The sequence below is a fragment of the Antrihabitans stalagmiti genome, assembly GCF_016482825.1.
Lineage (GTDB): Bacteria > Actinomycetota > Actinomycetes > Mycobacteriales > Mycobacteriaceae > Antrihabitans > Antrihabitans stalagmiti.
In genome coordinates this window covers 430,123-446,284 of sequence record NZ_JAEMNV010000005.1, presented here as the reverse complement: position 1 = coordinate 446,284, position 16,162 = coordinate 430,123, and the positions used below count along the sequence as shown (strand labels likewise).

The window sequence follows — 16,162 nt, the reverse complement described above, 5'->3', positions numbered from 1 at the left end:
GTCCAACGCTATTTGGGGCACGTCTCTCCGGAGATGACGCTGCGTTATGCCAAAACTCTTGCGTCCACCCATGAACGAGAATTCTTGCGGCTCGCACTCATCGGCACCGACGGGCGTGACCATGACGTCGACCAGCACGCGCTGCTCGATGTCCTGCAACTAGATCAGCGCACCGACCGGATCCTGCCCAACGGCTACTGTCTGCTGCCGCGCCCCAAATCTTGTGAGAGGGGCAACGCGTGCCTGACGTGCGGTGAATTCGCAACCAACGCCTCCTACCTGTCCGAACTCGAGGAGCAGCGGGACTCCACCCTGCGGTTGATCGAAACCCGACGGGCACAACACGTCCAGCGCACCGGCCAGGACATGACCGAGGACAATATCTGGCTCACGACCCGGCGCACCGAGGTTGCCGCCCTGCATCTGATCATCGACGCCCTCGCCGATGGCGACAGGTCCGACACCGTGCAAGGAGCCGGGGTCGCCGGGCGGGAATCGATCCGCAAGGCATCGCAGCCGAGAACGCCGGTAGACCTGCCGCTCGCACCTAGCAGGAAAGGACACCGGCCATGACGCTCACCGCCGAACAACGCGCTGAGTTGCTCCGTCGATCCGCGCAAGCCCGTACTGCCGCCGCGATCGAGAAGGCATCGAAAGCGATTGCCGCGCTGCAGAAGCGAGGTGCGGCGGTGAATTTTCGTAAGGTGGCGCAGGAGGGAAACGTCAGCCTCGACTTTCTCTACCGCAACACCGAACTGCGCGAAAAGATCATCCGTCTTCGGAGCCGCAATCAACCCGCGCGCGCCATGCCGATCGAACCGAATTCTCAGAGCACGATCGTGCTTAGCCTCACCCGACAGCTACGAGACGCCAAAGCTGAAATCGCCCGCTTGCACGCAGCACTCGCCGTGGCGCACGGTGAGAACTTGACGCTACGCCGAGCCCAGCCGCCCTCGGACTACTTGCCCGCAACATGATCAGACTCGAAAGTCGTTCTCTCGTACCGGGCGGTGGCCGGCGTGACCCGATATCAAGCAACGGATAGCCAATCTTCAGTTGGTCGTCCAGTCGTTGATCGCAACGCTGATCGTCTGTCCCTCGGTTGAGGCGTCGATGGTTACCTGTATAGACGTGCGCATGCACCAACGCTTTCGCCGTCGGGCGATCTAGCTGGTCGACCAGGGTGCCATTCACGGTCACCGGGAGTATCAGGGTGCGACGATGCAGCCAGGCCCGATTGGGACGCCAGGATTGACCGTGACTGTGGCGGTCGGTCCGCCGGCGGATGTTTGGTATGCCATCAGGGTGTGTTCGCCGGGTGCCGTCGGTGTCCAGAGCGAAAACGCGTGTCCCAGCATTACTGGCGACACGTAGTAGGGGTTGACGGTGTTCCAGATTACGTCTGCAGGGAAGAAGGTCGAAGCCAGGTTGTAATCGACGAATGAGACTCCTGCCTCGACCGGAGCGCTTGTCCTGGCCACGACGAGGTATGTACAGCCAACCCCGTAGGAGGTGGTCGGACCACTGCTGAGCCCGGGCACGACAGTGACGTCGACAACGTCGGCTGCCGCCGATGGCGCCCACCCGACAGTTACTGCTACGCACAAAGCTGCGACGAACGGGAGATAGCGGGCTGGCCGGGAAAGGGTCATGCCGACAGGTCGGTTCGGACCGTTCGATTGTTACGTCGTCGCCCGGGCGGCATATCCCCAATCACTCTGTTCGAGGTCGGCAGCAGGTTCCCGTCGATTCGTTCGCGGGGTAGCCAATTCGAGGTGTTTAGGTGATGCTGGCGCGGAATCGGCCGCGGAGCTGATCAGCGCCTACGCCGGTCACATATGGCTAACGCCGGCGGCCGATTCGACGCCACCGAGGACGGCTCGCACTGCAGCCTCATCGCCGTCGATGACGACCATCCCGCGGACCTGATCGAGGGTAAGCATGCCCACCGCGAGACCCAGCACTACGTGGGCATCGGCACTGATAACGGCATCGAGTTCTCGGCCATCATGAGGCCTCACTGCGATCCCTGAGTGCATCGCATGCACTTGAATCACAGCACCGCCCACGCTAATTCCGATGGTCGCCGGCCACTGCACTGGGACGCGCCCCGCAATCAGGGCGGGCAGGGCAACCAGTAGCCATTCGGAACGGAATCGATCGCCAGCAGGCCCGCGCACCATCATTGGCGTGGACCAACGGATCAAACCCTCGATAGGTGCACGCAGCTCGGTTCCCCATTGAGTGAGTGCATACACGACGTGCCCGTCGTCGTCGGTCAGACGGCGTTCGACCACCCCGGCTGTTTCGAGGTCGCGGAGCCGGTTTGCGAGCAGATTAGTCGCGATGCCTGGAAGCCCCTCGACGAGTTGTCGGTAGCGCGCAGGTGAGACGAGCAGCTGGCGAACGATGAGAAGATTCCATCGGTCACCAATGACATCGAGTGCCCTGGCGAGTCCACAGTATTGACCGTAGTTTCGACCCATTTGCTACCACCACTTGATAAGTTAAAGCGCGCTTGTTTATATCCAGTGTAGTACCTGTGGAAGGGGTTCGTCATGACTGTCACCGAGAGGCCCACCTGGGTCGACGACACGTTGTTTCCGTTCGAGAGCTGCTTCGTGGAACTGGACGGAAACGTCGTGCACTACGTGGACGAGGGCTCGGGACCGGTCCTGTTGATGCTGCACAGCAATCCCGTTTGGTCCTTCGTTTACCGCGACGTCATCACCGCGCTCCGGACTCAGTTCCGGTGTATCGCACTGGACTTTCCCGGGTTTGGGCTGTCAACCGGCGCCCCTGACTATCGGCACCACGCAGACGAACACGCTGAGCTGCTCGTATCCTTCCTCGACCACCTGAACCTGTCAGAAGTAACGCTGATCGCCCATGGCTGGGGTGGCCCGCTTGGCCTCTACGCCGCGGAACAACGGCCAGGCCTGTTCGACCGACTGATCCTGACCAACACGTGGGCGTGGCCGCTCAACGGCGACTTGTTCAGCGAGGTGGCTTCGCGCGGCATGGGGAACCCCGTCGGGCGCGCACTGATGAGGCAATTCAACCCGCTCGTCAACTATTTCATCCCCACGGCGCATAAACGTCGCAAAGTGTCAGCGGCCGAGATGGTGCATTACCGCAACACGACATCCACACCCGAGCAGCGCCGTGCATCAGCAATACAGCCAGGAGACCTGGTTGGCGCTCGCGCATTTTTCGTCGACCTCGTCGATCGCCTTGGCCCGGTAGCCAAGTTGCCGACCTTGATCGTGTGGGGCGACACGGATTTGATCTTCACCGACAAATATCGCAAGCGGTTGGAACGGACCTTCCCAAACCATTCGACGACTGTGCTCGAGGGCGTTGGTCACTACCCGATGTCCGACGCACCAGAAGAATTCGCGGCGGCGATCCGCGATTGGCAGACGCACAGCCGCCGCGTAGATGACTCCGAAATTCACGATCACTGACATAGTGGGCGAGTCGCTGATGCTTGTCGAGTGGTCTGTGTCTGATGTTCTTGGGCGGTTTGCTTTGCGGAGTATCTGGTCTGGGTATGACAGGTTCGGATGGCCCCACTTGATGCAGGATTCGCAAGTTTGAGTGGCCCCACCTGCGACTCGCCGGGCAGCTTCTGTCAGGTTTGAGTGGCCCCACCTGAAGGTTCGTCACATCGACGACTTTCAGGAGGAGATGTGAGGTCCAAGATCATGCTGTTCGAACAGATCCGACGGGATTCCCGGGTGGAGGGTCTGTCGGTGCGGGCATTGGCCAAACGCCACCAGGTGCACCGGCGAACGGTTCGCCAGGCGTTAGCGTCTGCGATGCCACCCGAACCCGTCAGACGGCGGTGGCAATCGAAGAAGATCGACCCCTTCGCCGACGCAATCGACGCCATGTTGCGGTCGGACCTGACCGCCCCCAAAAAACAACGTCACACGACGGTACGCATCCTGGCCCGCCTGGTAGCCGAGCACGACGCCCGCGACCTGTCGTATTCGACTGTCCGCAGCTATGTCAACGAACGGCGACAAGAGATCTGGGCCGAGACCGGCCGGCCGATGGCGGACGTGTTCATCGCCCAAACCCACCAACCCGGTGCCGAAGCCGAGGTCGACTTCGCCGAACTCTTCGTCGATCTGCCCACCGGTCGCACGAAGTGTTACCTGTTCACGATGCGGTTGTGCTTCAGCGGCCGTGCCGTGCACCGGGTTTATCCGACCCAGTCTCAGGAGGCGTTCCTGGAGGGCCATATCGCCGCGTTCACCGAGCTGGGCGGTGTGCCGACCCTGCAGATCAAGTACGACAACTTGAAGTCGGCAGTCACCCAAGTCCTGTTCGGTACCGACCGCCGCAGAACGGAGAACGAACGCTGGGTGTTGTTTCGTTCGCACTACGGCTTCGATGCGTTCTATTGCATGCCGGGGATCGAGGGCGCCCACGAGAAGGGTGGTGTCGAAGGCGAGGGTGGGCGGTTCCGCCGCAACCATCTCGTGCCGGTGCCGAAGGTTAAGTCGTTAGCGGAGTTGAACCTTCGTCTCGCAAAGGCGGACCGGGCCGATGATCATCGCCGTATCAGCGGTCGGGTCACGACGGTCGGGGCTATGTTCGGCATCGAAAAACTGTTGCTGCGCCCGCTGCCGACGGAGACGTTCGAGCCAGGTTTGTTGTTGAACCCCCGAGTGGATCGCCACGCCCGGGTGATGGTCCGCAATTGCCAATACTCCGTGCCGGCCAGGTTCATCGGCCGCCGGGTGCGGGTGCATCTGCGGGCTGGGGAAGTGATCGTGCTCGACGGTCGCACCGTCATCGCTGCCCATGAGCGCTCCAACGGCAAAGGCGCCCAAATTTTGGACCTCGATCACTATCTGGAAGTGCTGAAATACAAACCCGGTGCACTACCTGGAGCGACCGCGCTGGTCCAAGCCCGTGCTGGCGGCGCGTTCACCCCAGCCCACGACGCGTTCTGGGCTGCTGCCCGCAAAGCCCATGGCGACTCGGGCGGCACCCGCGAACTCATTGATGTCCTGCTGCTGCACCGACACATGGCGACCGCCGACGTCGTCGCCGGACTACGAGCAGCGCTGACCGTCGGGGCCACCTCTGCCGATGTCGTCGCTGTCGAAGCTCGCAAACAACAACAGCATGACGCCGGCCAACCCGCACGTCCCGTCGATCGCAGTGACACGTCCGAACACACAATTGTCAGCCTCACCCAACGGCGACTGGCGGACCCGACCGCGGTGATCGCCGGGCTGCCTGCAGACACGCGACCACTCCCATCGGTCACCCAGTACGACGAGCTGCTCAGTCGCCGCAAGCCCGGACCCGATGCAACCGACGAGGCGAGAGGGAATGTGTCATGAGCCAACCACGACGGCGTCGCGGGTTGACCGAGCAAGCTGCTGCGGCGGCGATCGACACCGCGTGCCGTCAACTGCGGTTGCCGACCGTCCGCGGCCTGGTCACCGACATGGTCGTCGTTGCGGAGAAAGAACAACTGACCTATCAGGGTTTTCTTGCGGAACTGCTGCTGGGTGAGTGTGACGACCGAGCTCGCCGCCGGTCGGTCCGACGGGTCAAAGCGGCCGGTTTTCCACGAGACAAGTGGTTGGCCGACTTCGATTTCGAGGCGAACCCCAATATCAACCCGGCCACCATCCACACCCTCGCCGACTGCAGCTGGATCCGCGCCGGGCAACCGCTGTGCCTGATCGGCGATTCCGGCACCGGCAAAAGTCATCTACTCATCGGGCTCGGAACAGCCGCCGCGGAGAACGGGTTCCGAGTGAAATACACCCTCGCTGCCAAACTAGTCAACGAACTCGTCGAGGCCGCCGACGACAAAATTCTGGCCAGAACCATCGCCCGCTACGGGCGAGTGGATCTGCTGTGCATCGATGAACTCGGATACATGGAACTCGACAAACGCGGCGCAGAGCTCTTGTTTCAGGTGTTGACCGAGCGAGAGGAGAAGAATTCGGTGGCGATCGCGTCCAACGACAGTTTCTCGGGCTGGACGAAGACCTTCTCCGACGCGCGCCTGTGCGCGGCCATCGTCGACCGACTCACGTTCGGCGGCAACATCATCGAGACCGGCACCGACAGCTACCGCCTCGCCCACACCAAAGCTCATCAGACAATCGGGGCGCGGTAGAGCACCGCTCGTGGCCGGTGGTTACGTCGAAGATGTGAGGTGGCGTCGACGATCGGGTCGGCGCCGGTGAGTCCGTTACTTCGGATGGCAGCTCATGTGGCGCTGGGACTTTTCGGGCCGTGTGACCCGTCTCCGAGCAGTCTCCGTGGCGCGATCGATTCGCGCATCCGCCTCCGACGGAGTCGGCGATACCACAGATGTGCCCGATCGCTTGCGGCGTGACCCATTCAGGTTTCGGCTCGTCAAAACGAACCTAAGACACTTCATGGGCCAATGCGATGGCTGGGAACGAGCCGGCCTGACCAGCCAGCGGGGCCGAACGAGTTGTTGGCGACAGTTGTGTAGTTCGTGCCCGGCGCCGAAGTTCCTCGAACAGGGCGAACATGTAGTCACATGTCTCATCGATCTGCAGGCCGTTGCGCGCGTGTCGGCGTTCTTTCACAATTGCTGAGCACCTGAAGAAGGCACCGAGCAGTTCATCGTCGGTCAACGACGAGAGTCCGTCATGTTCGAAATGTGTACCGTCGGTGTCCCACATATGCGCCACATTTCTCGTATGCGATTCCACGCCCCCTCTACCGATGCTCGCCATTGCGGGGGTGTTGGCTATCGCTGCCAGTCGAGGTCCGTGCTGCCGACGCTGCGCTGCATCCAGCGTCGACCCAAGCATAGATCAGTCTGCCCCTTCCCGTATGGGTAGAGCACTCGATAGTGTTCGCCGCTCCTTGATGGGCGCGACGACCGTCCGCACCTGCCTCAGCGCTGACGCGCACTGCGGACAGCCAGCACTGGTGTCGGGACAACGTCGCCTCGACGAACTGCAGAGGAACAACTCGGCGAAGGCGTGCGTGCAGGCAGTAAGTCTGGTCCCGCACCGTTCACCTGCCTGGGACTGCACCCTCGGTCACCGGTGATCGATAGCCCCGCCCAGCGGGGCGGTCAGAAACACCAGCCGGAACTTGCCTAGCTGGATCTCGTCACGGTCGGCAAGCACCGCGGTGTTGACCACCGGTACCCGGTTGAGAAAGGTGCCGTTCAGACTCCCGACGTCCACCACCACGAACACCTCGCCGTCGCGCCGAAGCTCGGCGTGAAAACGGCTGACCGTCGCATCGTCGAGAAAGATGTCGCTGTCGGCATACCGGCCCGCCGAAGTCACCGGCTGATCAAGCAGGAACCGCGCGCCACGACTCGGACCACGAGTCACCACCAGCACACCCGCACCCAACGGCAGACCACCGACCTCGACACGGTCCTGCCGCGTCGGAGCGGTGTCCACGGACAACTCGACACGGGAGGGGGAGAACATGTCGGTGTCCGAAGATGGCGTAGCCCCGTCGCCAGATCCGGTGTCACGTGCACTCACCGATCACTCCCTTCAAAACACAGGTTACCGCCAAACCCCCCAACGACAAGGTTCCATCGGCTGTGAGGCACCGCCTCGACCTCGCACGAACGCCCACCACAAAGCACCAACGCATCCGCGTCGCAAACCCGCTGGGTTCTAGGGCGATCGAGTCGAAATGCGATGAGTTTGATTCCGGGCCGTTCCGGTGTTTTGGGCCGACCGGGTATCTCGGCCGCCGGTGCGAGCCGAAGGCGGTCTGGGCAGATGCCCCATATTTTCTCGATGCCGAGTCTACGATTGCCGCCATTAGTTCCGGTGAGTGCTCTACGACCGACGTCGGACGGAATATTCATCGTCGGCTGGATGCGCGGTGCTGTCCCTCTTGAGGCATGGCCCGAGATGGGGAATCGGTGACCGAGCATGACGGTGCGACGGATTTTGTCGATTATTGGCCTTGGTGTGATTGCCGGGGTGGTGTTCACCGTCTGGTTGTTGGCGGGCTGGGGTGGGGATTCGGTGGTCCGTGCGGTCGACGACCTCGGTCTGGTCGGGTTCGCGGTGTTCGGGGCCGGATGTGCGATGGTCGGCGCCTGGCATGGTCGAGGTCGACAACGGGTCTCCTGGGTTGCCATGGCGGTAGGCCTGACGTCGTGGTCGATCGGTGAAACAATTTGGTCGTATTACGAACTGTGGCAAGGTCGCTCGCCGGTGCCGTTCCCGTCGTTGGCCGATGCCGGGTTTCTGCTGCTGCCCGTAGGTGCTGGGGTCGCGTTGGTGCTGTTGCCGACCGGGCATACCGCGGCGTCACGCACTCGGCTGGTGCTCGACGGATTCATCGTCGGGGGGTCGATGTTCGTGCTGTCCTGGGTCAGCGTGCTCGAGGACATCTACCGAATCGGCGGAATCGGTCCGTTCGAATTGGCGGTGTCGATCGCCTACCCGGTCGGCGACATCGTGATCCTCACCATCGCCATCCTGGTGCTGAGCCGGGACCGCGCCGCGCAACGGCTCACCCTGGCACTGGCCACCGCCGGCATCGTGCTGATGGGTCTTGCCGACAGCGCATATGTGTATCTCATTGCCCATGACGACTACGTCAGTGGCGACCTGATCGATCTAGGGTGGATGGCGGGTCTGCTGATCCTCGGATTCGCCGGGTTGGTTAGCACCTGGGAACCGCACGCCGATCCCATCATCACGCGAACTTCGCTGCGACCGCGAAACTGGCTGCCTTATATCCCGGTGTCGGTGGCAGCTGGCATCGCACTCTGGCAGAGCGCACCGTATATGCGCAGCGGACCGGTGCCGGCTGTCGCGGCGGCGTTGGTGCTCGCAGTGCTGGTGCGGCAGTTCGTCGTCGTCCGCGAAGACCGCCGACTGCTGGTCACCGTCGCTGAGCAGGCAGTGCGGGACCCGTTGACCGGGTTGGCGAACCGGGTGCTGTTCCTGGATCGTCTCGATCGTGCCGTCGCCTTGCGGGCGCGTCTCACGCGGCCGGTAGCGATCGTGTTGGTGGACCTCGACGATTTCAAACTGATCAACGACAGCCTGGGCCATGCGGCTGGAGACGCGTTGCTCGTCCGGGTGTCGGAGCGGTTGCTCGGCGCGGTGCGCTCGGTGGATACCGTGTCTCGCCTCGGTGGTGACGAGTTCGCGATCCTGGTCGAGGAGGGTTGCGGACATCCCGGACTGATCGCGCATCGCGTCGCCGAAGCGTTCGACACTGCGTTTCGCATCGACGGCACCGACCTGCGTATCCGTCCGAGTATCGGGCTGGCGGTGCTGCCTGCTGAGGACACCGACACCTCTTCGGAACGGTTGCTCAAACAGGCTGACATCGCGATGTATTCGGCCAAACGTGCGGGCGACGGGCGGGTGCACACGTTCACCGCTGACATGCCGCTGGCTCAGCCGGGTCTGCATCTGGGGCTTCGGTCACGGGCGAGCCGATCTCCGGGGTCGGACCGCCTCGTTGTCCTGGATGCGGGGTCGATAGCGACTGATCCGGAAACACCCGCGGCGCTCCGGGCCCGGCAGCTGCGCGACGCGATCGACCAGGGTCGGCTCGTCGTACATTATCAACCTACGATCGACCTGCGGTCCGGCCACCTGGCCGGCGCGGAAGCACTTGTGCGGTGGCCGCACCCGCAACGCGGCCTGCTGTATCCGGCCGAGTTTCTCGACGTGGTCCGCGATCACGGCCTCACCACGCTATTGACGCAGTTCGTGCTCGAGACCGCGATCTCCGACGCGGTGACGTGGAAGTCGCGAGGATATTCCGTCCCGGTCACGATCAACGTGTTCGCCAACGAAGTTCGTGACGTCACCTTGCCGACCCGGGTGTCACGAGCCCTGGCCCAGCACGATCTGGCGGCGAGCACGCTCACCGTCGATATCACCGAAAAGCATCTGCAGGCCGACCCTGACCTGGTCGCACCCGTGTTGCAGGGTCTGCGAGAGCTGGGTGTGCGGGTCGCGATCGACGACTTCGGCGCCGAAACCACCCATCTGCCCCTGCTCGAGGAGTTGCCGATCGACGCAGTCAAACTCGACCGCACCCTGATCGCGCCGATCGCCCACGACCCACAGGCCGCAGCGATTACGCGTTCGATCATCGACCTCGCACACACTCTCGGGCTGTCGACTGTGGCCGAAGGTGTCGAAGATGCTGCCACCGCAACAGTTCTCAGCAGCTACGGCTGCGACGCCGCCCAAGGCCACTATTTCGGCACACCCGTCGCCAGCAGTCAACTGCTCGACAAGCTCACCCGAACGTGATCGATCAGCAAGGCCCGCCACACCGCGTTGACGCCGAAGCGTGTTCCGCACGATCGAGGACGACGCAGAGACTTGAGCACGACCGCCGAGAAAACCAGCGTGTCGCTGGTATCGCGCCGATCCACGATCGGGGTGTCTCGGTACCGGCGTAGCCGAAGCGGTGGCGTGATCGCGACACGATTCGGCCGCGACGACCCCTATACCGAATCCGGCGATCAGGCCCCGCCATGGCGCGGAAGGCCGCCCCCAGTTCCTCGATGTTCACTCGGCCACCTTGCAGCGAGAGCCCCTCAGCGGAGTGACCGCTACACACTCGGCGCCAAGATCGACCCCCGATGGGGCCAACCAAATCTGATGGAGTGGGGCCAAACCAACTTGACAGACTCACTGGTCCGCAGTTTTGTCCAGACAAGCGGGTGCGCTGCGGAAAGTTCAGTGGGCGGGCCAGGCCACCTCGTCGCTGCTTACGACAGTTCCTGCATTGCGTGGTTGAGCCGTGCTTTAGCTGTTCGTTGTTCGCGGCCGAGCTTGCACATGAGTTCGTACAATTCGTCGGTAGGAGCTTCCTCGGCGATCTGTGCCAGCGACTGGGCCGCAGTGACGTAACCGCGGCGATAGGACTGGGTGAGGATCTGCAGGGCGTAATAGTCGGCTTCGTAACCTAACGACCCTGCGGTCGTGATGTCGGTCAATGCGCGGTTCAACAGGTTTGGGCTATGTCCGTCGATCGTTCCCGCGGTTGCCACGGCCGAGGAGACCATGTGGGCTCCGTGCGGATGGCCCGCTTGTACCAGGCCCGCAGTGAGGGCGAACAACGACCCGTACCACGGGCACTCGAAATCCGACGGTTCCAGCACCGCAACGATCCGTTGCGCGACCTCGCGGGTCGCCCATACCAGTGCGCACAGCCCGAGCACTTCGACATCCTCGGCGGGCAAAACAGCGTATGACTCCTCGTCCGGCCAGCCCGCAGGAGAAGCAAGCGTCAGGTTTGGTATCGAAGTCATCTCATTGCCCTTTCATGCTGATGTCCAGCTAAGCCGTAGTCCTCGTCGCCAACGACGGAATTGAGTCGATTCCGACTGGCAAACCAGTGGCTGACAGACATGTCCGTTACGTTGTAAAATGCAGGTTTGTGCTCCCACTGAGGGCAAGATGCAGATAACTCGTCTTCGCTCGCCTCGGCAGCGAGCTGCGCCAACGTGACAGCTGCGGTGGCGTATCCGCGGCGGTAGGACTGCGCGAGTACAGCGCGCGCGTAGTGCGATATCTCGTGTTCGCGGGCATCAGCCAAGGCGACGTCGGTTAGTGCGCGACTGAGCAGCCCGCTGACTTTGCCGGCGCGCTGCAGCTCGGCAAGCACCAGCGCCGAACCGTGCGGCCGGGACTCGGTCACCAGGCGTGAAATCACAGTGAACAGCATAGTTATTTGGAATTCGAGGGATCCGCGCAAGAGAAGACGATGACATGGCCGAGGAGGAGATCCTGTGGGTATGGACATCTCGGCGAAGTGGCCCATTCTCGCGGACTGCGATCGAGGCTTGGAATGGTTGCAAGTGTGGAGCGACCTCGGCCGTGCTCCCCGCACGATCGACGCTTACGCACGCGGCCTCGCCGAGTACGTAGAGGTCTGTAAAAGGTCGGGTATCGATCCACTGACCGCGACCCGAGCTGATGTCGCCGTCTATGTCCGGGAATTGACCGAACGAGCGAGTCGACGTGGCTCGAACGTGGCCTCCATCGATTCGGGCACCGGCCTGGCGAACGCCACAATTCAGCAACGACTAGTCGCAGTCCGCCTGTTCTACGACTACCTCGTCGAGGAGGGGCTACGCGAGTCCAATCCAGTCGGACGCGGCTACTATGCACCGCGAACGTGGGGTCGTGGACACCGCCCCGGGCTGGTACCGCGGCTGACGAAGTTGCCGTGGATCCCGACCGACGAGCAATGGACCGCGCTGCTGCAGGTCGCCGCTGCCGAGCCGATCCGCAATCGGGTCATGCTCGCACTGGCCTATGACGCCGCGCTGCGACGTGAAGAATTGTGTGCCTTACGCACCGACGATCTCGATCCCGCCCATCGGGATGCCGACCTGGCGACACGCGGAGATATCCGCCGAGTTACCGAGTCGCTGACCGGTGCGCTTCGATCACGTCCGGGTGAACCTGGCGGTTTCGTCGTCAGCATCAAGCCCACGAGGTGGCCGGGTCAGTACTCGGGCACCTTCGAGTACCGACTTGCCAACACGCGATTCGCCAACGGCGCGATCGATATTTCGACGGACCGGCCCCTCACCTACGAGCCTGACCTGCTGCGCCCCACTCCTGTTGTCGACCTTGCTGCATTGAGCGAATTGCCTTATGCGCGTAAATATCCCGTCTGTTTGCATCTGTCGGACAAGGTCGCGGCGATGTATCAGAAGTTCGGTCCCGATGGCGCGACCCCGTCGACGCGCGCGCACGATCTCGCCGACATCGTCATCCTGAACCGAACTGCCGTCGTCGACGCCGACGAACTCCGCACCGCCATTGCTCCTCCGGCCTCGGCAGGCACTCGCGCCGGCTGCGGTGTTCATTCAACCGCGCGGTCCTTCGAGTCCGAGCTCTACTGCGTGGTCATAGTCGTCGTCGACGAGTACGACGGTGCGGTCCGCGCGGTCGAGGAGCGATGCTGCGATCGAGGATCGATACCCGGATGCACAGTGCACCCACACTTGACCGGCGGGAACGTCGGCGAGTCGATGCGGGAGTTCGTGGAGGGGGATGTTGAGAACACCAGGAATGTGGCCGTCTGCGTATTCGGACTCTTGGCGAGTATCGAGCACGACGACGTCGGATTGGCTGGTGGTTGCGGCGAGCTCGGCGAAATCGGACACCCGGTACGACCGCAATTCCCCGTCACCGACGAGCGAATCAATCTCCCCGACGATGGAACCGGAGGGGCTGTCGATGCCGATACGCGCGAGCTCGCGGGTGGCCTGCGCAATCTGATCTGAGTTGTCGCCGATCAGTGTCAGCGGCGCACCCCACTGGTAGAGCCATCCGAGGTAGGTGACGAAGGTGGTGGACAGTTCGAAGCTAAGGGTCCCGTCGACGTGTCCGGCGGCGAAGGCGGTGCGGGCCCGTAGGTCGACGACCCACTCTCCGGCGTCGATGCGGCGACGTAGTTCGTCCGGGTCGACAGGTTCGGGCATGGACAGGTCGATCGGGGCTGGCCCTTCGGTGTTGATGACGCCCATGTGGGCGTAGTACGCGGGATATGCGGACAGACCCGCGATCAACTCGTCGACATAGGATTGTTCGTTCTGGGTCAGTGCGGGATTGCTCTGCTGCTGCTCTCCGATGGTGGAGGAATCGCCACTGGTCGGTGTCGCGGAGCAGAAGCTACCGAAGCCGTGCGTGGGGTAGACCTCGGCACCGGAGGGGAGTTCGGCGGCGATGCGGCGGACCGAATGGAACTGCGCGTGGGTCAATTCGTCGGTGTGCTCGGCGCCGAGCAGGTCGGTGCGTCCGGTGGATCCGTAGAGCATCGAGCCGCCGGTGAAGATCGCGATCGGCTCACCGCCGTGGCGCAGAACGTAGCTGACGTGGTGATGAGTGTGGCCTGGTGTGTGCATGACCTGGAAACTCATTCGGCCCGCATCGATGACGTCTCCGTCGACGACGGCTCTACGCTCGTAGTCCACGGGATCGCCATCCGGGACGACGTACTGCGCGCCTGTGCTGCGAGCGAGTTCGAGTCCGCCGGTGACGTAGTCGTTGTGGATGTGAGTTTCCAGCACGCGCGTGATCGTGGCGTTCTTCTCCGCAGCCAGCGCCTGGACACGGTCGGTGTCGCGTTGCGGATCGATGACCACTGCAACACCGTCCTTGCTGATCAGGTAGCTGCGGTCGCCGAGGCTGGAGGTTTCGATGATGGCGATGTCCGGGTCGGTCGTGCTCATACGGGTGCTCCTAGGGAGGTGTCGGTTCGCCTCGTTTCTGGCGTGCGAGCAGGGTGCTCAGGCCAGTGCGAGGAAGAGTTTTTCGAGTTCTGCTTCGGTCATGGGCGCCTTGTTGTCGGCGGTCTCGTCGGTCATGCATTCGCGCAGGCCGGTGGCGACGATCTTGAATCCGGCTTTATCGAGGGCCCGTGAGACGGCGGCGAGTTGGGTGACGACGTCTTTGCAGTCGCGTCCGTTTTCGATCATGCCGATCACTCCGGCCAGTTGGCCGTGTGCTCGTCGCAGGCGGTTGAGTACCAGTGCGATGCTGTCTTCGTCGCCGATCATGGGGTCTCCTCGAGTGTGCAGTGAAAGTGATGTCAGATTACCCCTGGGGGCATAGAGGTAGTGGTGGTGCGAGGTGTTACGAGAGGACGAGGGTGTCGAGGAGCACGTAACCGGCGACAGCGAACACCAGGTAGGCGAACCACTGCCGAAGCCTGTCGGTGTCGACTCGGTTGCTGAATTGTCCCGCCGCCAGCGACCCTGCGATTGCGGCCCCGGCGAACGCAGAGGTGAGAGCCCAGTTGCCGCCGAGCCCATCGGCTTGAGCGATCAGTCCTGCGGCGGAGTTGGCGACGATGATAACCAGCGACGTTCCGACTGCGACGCTCATCTCGATACCCAACAGCAGCACCAGTGCGGGAATGATGAGGAATCCTCCGCCGACGCCGAACAGTCCGGTGAGGACACCGACGCCGAATCCGGTCGGTATGGACCGGGGTGCGCATCGCCGCCAGTTGATCCCGGAATTGCCGGTTCTGCAGGCAGTTCCGACGTCGTCGTTGCTTCGTAGCATGCGCGTTCCGGCGATGATCATGACGATTGCGAAGCCGATCATCACGGCGGTGTCGGGTAGATGTCTGCCCAGGGCAGTCCCGGCCAGGGTGCCGATGATTCCGGTGGCCGCGAAGATGCCGGCCAGCCGCCATTCGATGAGCCGCGCCCGCACCTTCGGGATGGCCCCGGTCGCGGAGGCGACGCCGATCACCAACAGTGACGTCGGGATCGCCTCCGACAGTGGGAGTCCGAGAGCGTAGACGAGGACCGGGACGGCGAGGATCGACCCACCGCCCCCGAGGAGGCCGAGCAGGATTCCGACGGCAACGCCGAGTGTCAACGCCAGGGTCAGTGCCATCAGCTATCCGGTGCGCCCTGGCCGAGTGCGTCGATGGCGGCCTGCAGTTTGGTGGTGGCCTCGGCGGCAACGTCGGAGAGTCCCGGTTCGCCGGTTGCCTCCACCATGAGGTCGGGGTTCATCGCTTCCACGATCACCGACCCCGGTGTGCTGGTGTCGGCGCGGACGACGACGTTGCAGGGCAGCAGCAGCCCGATCTGGCGCATGACCCCGACTGCGCGGTGCGCGAGGGTGGGATTGCAGGCGCCGAGGATCAGGTACGGCTCCATGTCCTCGCCGAGTTTGGCTTTGAGCGTGGCCTGCATATCGATTTCGGTCAGCACGCCGAAACCTTGCTCGGAGAGAGCGGCTTTGACGGAATCGACTGCCGAGTCGAAGTCGGTGTCGGTCAGCGTGGTCGAGAGTGCGATGTTCATAGCGTGTGGATCCTTCCGGCTCGTCGAACTACGGTGGCGCTTCATTGGCTGTGTCGAGCGTTATGTGGGCCTACCCGTTTTCCGGGTGGCGAAGACTCGGCACGCCGACTCCGGTGAGGAGCGCGCTGGCCGGGCACCAGCCGGCCGCGGCGTAGAGGGCGAGGTTCGCGGCGGCGAAGCCGCTGAGCGGCCGCCACTGCGGCGCGTGGAGTTTCCCCGAGAGCTGGGCGGTGGCGGTCACCGCTGCCGCGAGGGCGGGCACGATCCGCTCGATCGGCCACCACGTGAACCGACTCGGACAGGTGGTGCGCGCGTCCGTCATGATGTCTCCGTTCGATGCGAAAT

General features: G+C 63.1%; 15 protein-coding genes and 2 pseudogenes. 7 read left to right on the top strand and 10 right to left on the bottom strand.

Annotated elements, in window-relative coordinates:
* A pseudogene (locus JGU71_RS18430) lies at window positions 1–573 on the top strand (tyrosine-type recombinase/integrase); the annotation flags it as partial.
* Window positions 570–977: a DUF6262 family protein gene (locus JGU71_RS18425; RefSeq protein WP_199705714.1), complete on the top strand. Its 408-nt coding sequence runs from the start codon at window positions 570–572 to the stop codon at window positions 975–977. The pseudogene JGU71_RS18430 and the gene JGU71_RS18425, both read left to right, overlap by 4 nt.
* A 231-nt stretch (window positions 978–1,208) precedes the next feature.
* Here the strand turns inward: JGU71_RS18425 and JGU71_RS18420 are convergent, their stop codons facing one another.
* Both JGU71_RS18420 and JGU71_RS18415 read right to left on the bottom strand, forming a co-directional pair.
* The gene (locus tag JGU71_RS18420; protein ID WP_199705713.1) at window positions 1,209–1,652 is read right to left on the bottom strand and encodes a hypothetical protein; all 444 of its coding nucleotides are present in this window, start codon (window positions 1,650–1,652) and stop codon (window positions 1,209–1,211) included.
* Window positions 1,653–1,832: 180 nt separating this feature from the next.
* The gene (locus JGU71_RS18415) at window positions 1,833–2,486 is read right to left on the bottom strand and encodes a winged helix-turn-helix transcriptional regulator (RefSeq protein ID WP_199705712.1); all 654 of its coding nucleotides are present in this window, start codon (window positions 2,484–2,486) and stop codon (window positions 1,833–1,835) included.
* A 195-nt stretch (window positions 2,487–2,681) separates the two neighbouring features.
* On the opposite strand from JGU71_RS18415, the gene JGU71_RS18410 reads away from it, so the two are divergent.
* The 3 genes from JGU71_RS18410 (at window position 2,682) to istB (ending at window position 6,154) form a co-directional block, all read left to right on the top strand.
* A complete protein-coding gene (locus tag JGU71_RS18410; protein WP_233529736.1) occupies window positions 2,682–3,467 on the top strand; it encodes an alpha/beta fold hydrolase in 786 nt (261 codons plus the stop codon).
* Between the two features lie 225 nt (window positions 3,468–3,692).
* Window positions 3,693–5,363 carry an IS21 family transposase gene (istA, locus tag JGU71_RS18405; protein WP_199705710.1) on the top strand — a complete coding sequence of 557 codons (1,671 nt, stop codon included), beginning with the start codon at window positions 3,693–3,695 and terminating at the stop codon, window positions 5,361–5,363.
* The gene (istB, locus tag JGU71_RS18400) at window positions 5,360–6,154 is read left to right on the top strand and encodes an IS21-like element helper ATPase IstB (RefSeq protein ID WP_199705709.1); all 795 of its coding nucleotides are present in this window, start codon (window positions 5,360–5,362) and stop codon (window positions 6,152–6,154) included. The genes istA and istB overlap by 4 nt, the downstream gene beginning before the upstream one ends.
* A gap of 904 nt (window positions 6,155–7,058) precedes the next feature.
* Here istB and JGU71_RS18395 read toward each other — a convergent pair.
* Entirely contained in the window at window positions 7,059–7,520 is a 462-nt protein-coding gene (locus JGU71_RS18395; RefSeq protein ID WP_307829711.1) for an FHA domain-containing protein, read from the bottom strand.
* Window positions 7,521–7,922: 402 nt separating this feature from the next.
* Between JGU71_RS18395 and JGU71_RS18390 the strand changes: the two genes are divergently transcribed.
* Window positions 7,923–10,280, top strand: a complete 2,358-nt coding sequence (locus JGU71_RS18390; protein WP_199705708.1) for a putative bifunctional diguanylate cyclase/phosphodiesterase — start codon at window positions 7,923–7,925, stop codon at window positions 10,278–10,280.
* Window positions 10,281–10,744: 464 nt separating this feature from the next.
* Here JGU71_RS18390 and JGU71_RS18385 read toward each other — a convergent pair whose 3' ends face one another.
* Window positions 10,745–11,287 carry a DNA helicase gene (locus JGU71_RS18385; protein WP_199705707.1) on the bottom strand — a complete coding sequence of 181 codons (543 nt, stop codon included), beginning with the start codon at window positions 11,285–11,287 and terminating at the stop codon, window positions 10,745–10,747.
* Window positions 11,284–11,691, bottom strand: coding sequence for a hypothetical protein (locus JGU71_RS18380; RefSeq protein WP_199705706.1), 408 nt, complete (start codon window positions 11,689–11,691; stop codon window positions 11,284–11,286). Before JGU71_RS18380 ends, JGU71_RS18385 begins: the two co-directional genes overlap by 4 nt.
* Before the next feature lie 82 nt (window positions 11,692–11,773).
* On the opposite strand from JGU71_RS18380, the pseudogene JGU71_RS29945 reads away from it, so the two are divergent.
* A pseudogene (locus tag JGU71_RS29945) lies at window positions 11,774–12,097 on the top strand (site-specific integrase); the annotation flags it as partial.
* 759 nt (window positions 12,098–12,856) lie between these two features.
* Here the strand turns inward: JGU71_RS29945 and JGU71_RS18370 are convergent.
* The 5 genes from JGU71_RS18370 to JGU71_RS18350 form a co-directional block, all read right to left on the bottom strand.
* On the bottom strand, window positions 12,857–14,224 hold the full coding sequence (locus JGU71_RS18370; protein ID WP_199705705.1) for an MBL fold metallo-hydrolase: 1,368 nt from the start codon (window positions 14,222–14,224) through the stop codon (window positions 12,857–12,859).
* 57 nt (window positions 14,225–14,281) lie between these two features.
* Entirely contained in the window at window positions 14,282–14,551 is a 270-nt protein-coding gene (locus JGU71_RS18365; protein ID WP_199705704.1) for a metal-sensitive transcriptional regulator, read from the bottom strand.
* 76 nt (window positions 14,552–14,627) lie between these two features.
* The gene (locus tag JGU71_RS18360; RefSeq protein WP_199705703.1) at window positions 14,628–15,401 is read right to left on the bottom strand and encodes a sulfite exporter TauE/SafE family protein; all 774 of its coding nucleotides are present in this window, start codon (window positions 15,399–15,401) and stop codon (window positions 14,628–14,630) included.
* Entirely contained in the window at window positions 15,401–15,817 is a 417-nt protein-coding gene (locus tag JGU71_RS18355; RefSeq protein ID WP_199705702.1) for a DUF302 domain-containing protein, read from the bottom strand. The genes JGU71_RS18360 and JGU71_RS18355 overlap by 1 nt, the downstream gene beginning before the upstream one ends.
* Before the next feature lie 70 nt (window positions 15,818–15,887).
* The gene (locus JGU71_RS18350) at window positions 15,888–16,139 is read right to left on the bottom strand and encodes a YgaP-like transmembrane domain (protein WP_199705701.1); all 252 of its coding nucleotides are present in this window, start codon (window positions 16,137–16,139) and stop codon (window positions 15,888–15,890) included.
* Window positions 16,140–16,162 lie beyond the last annotated feature (23 nt).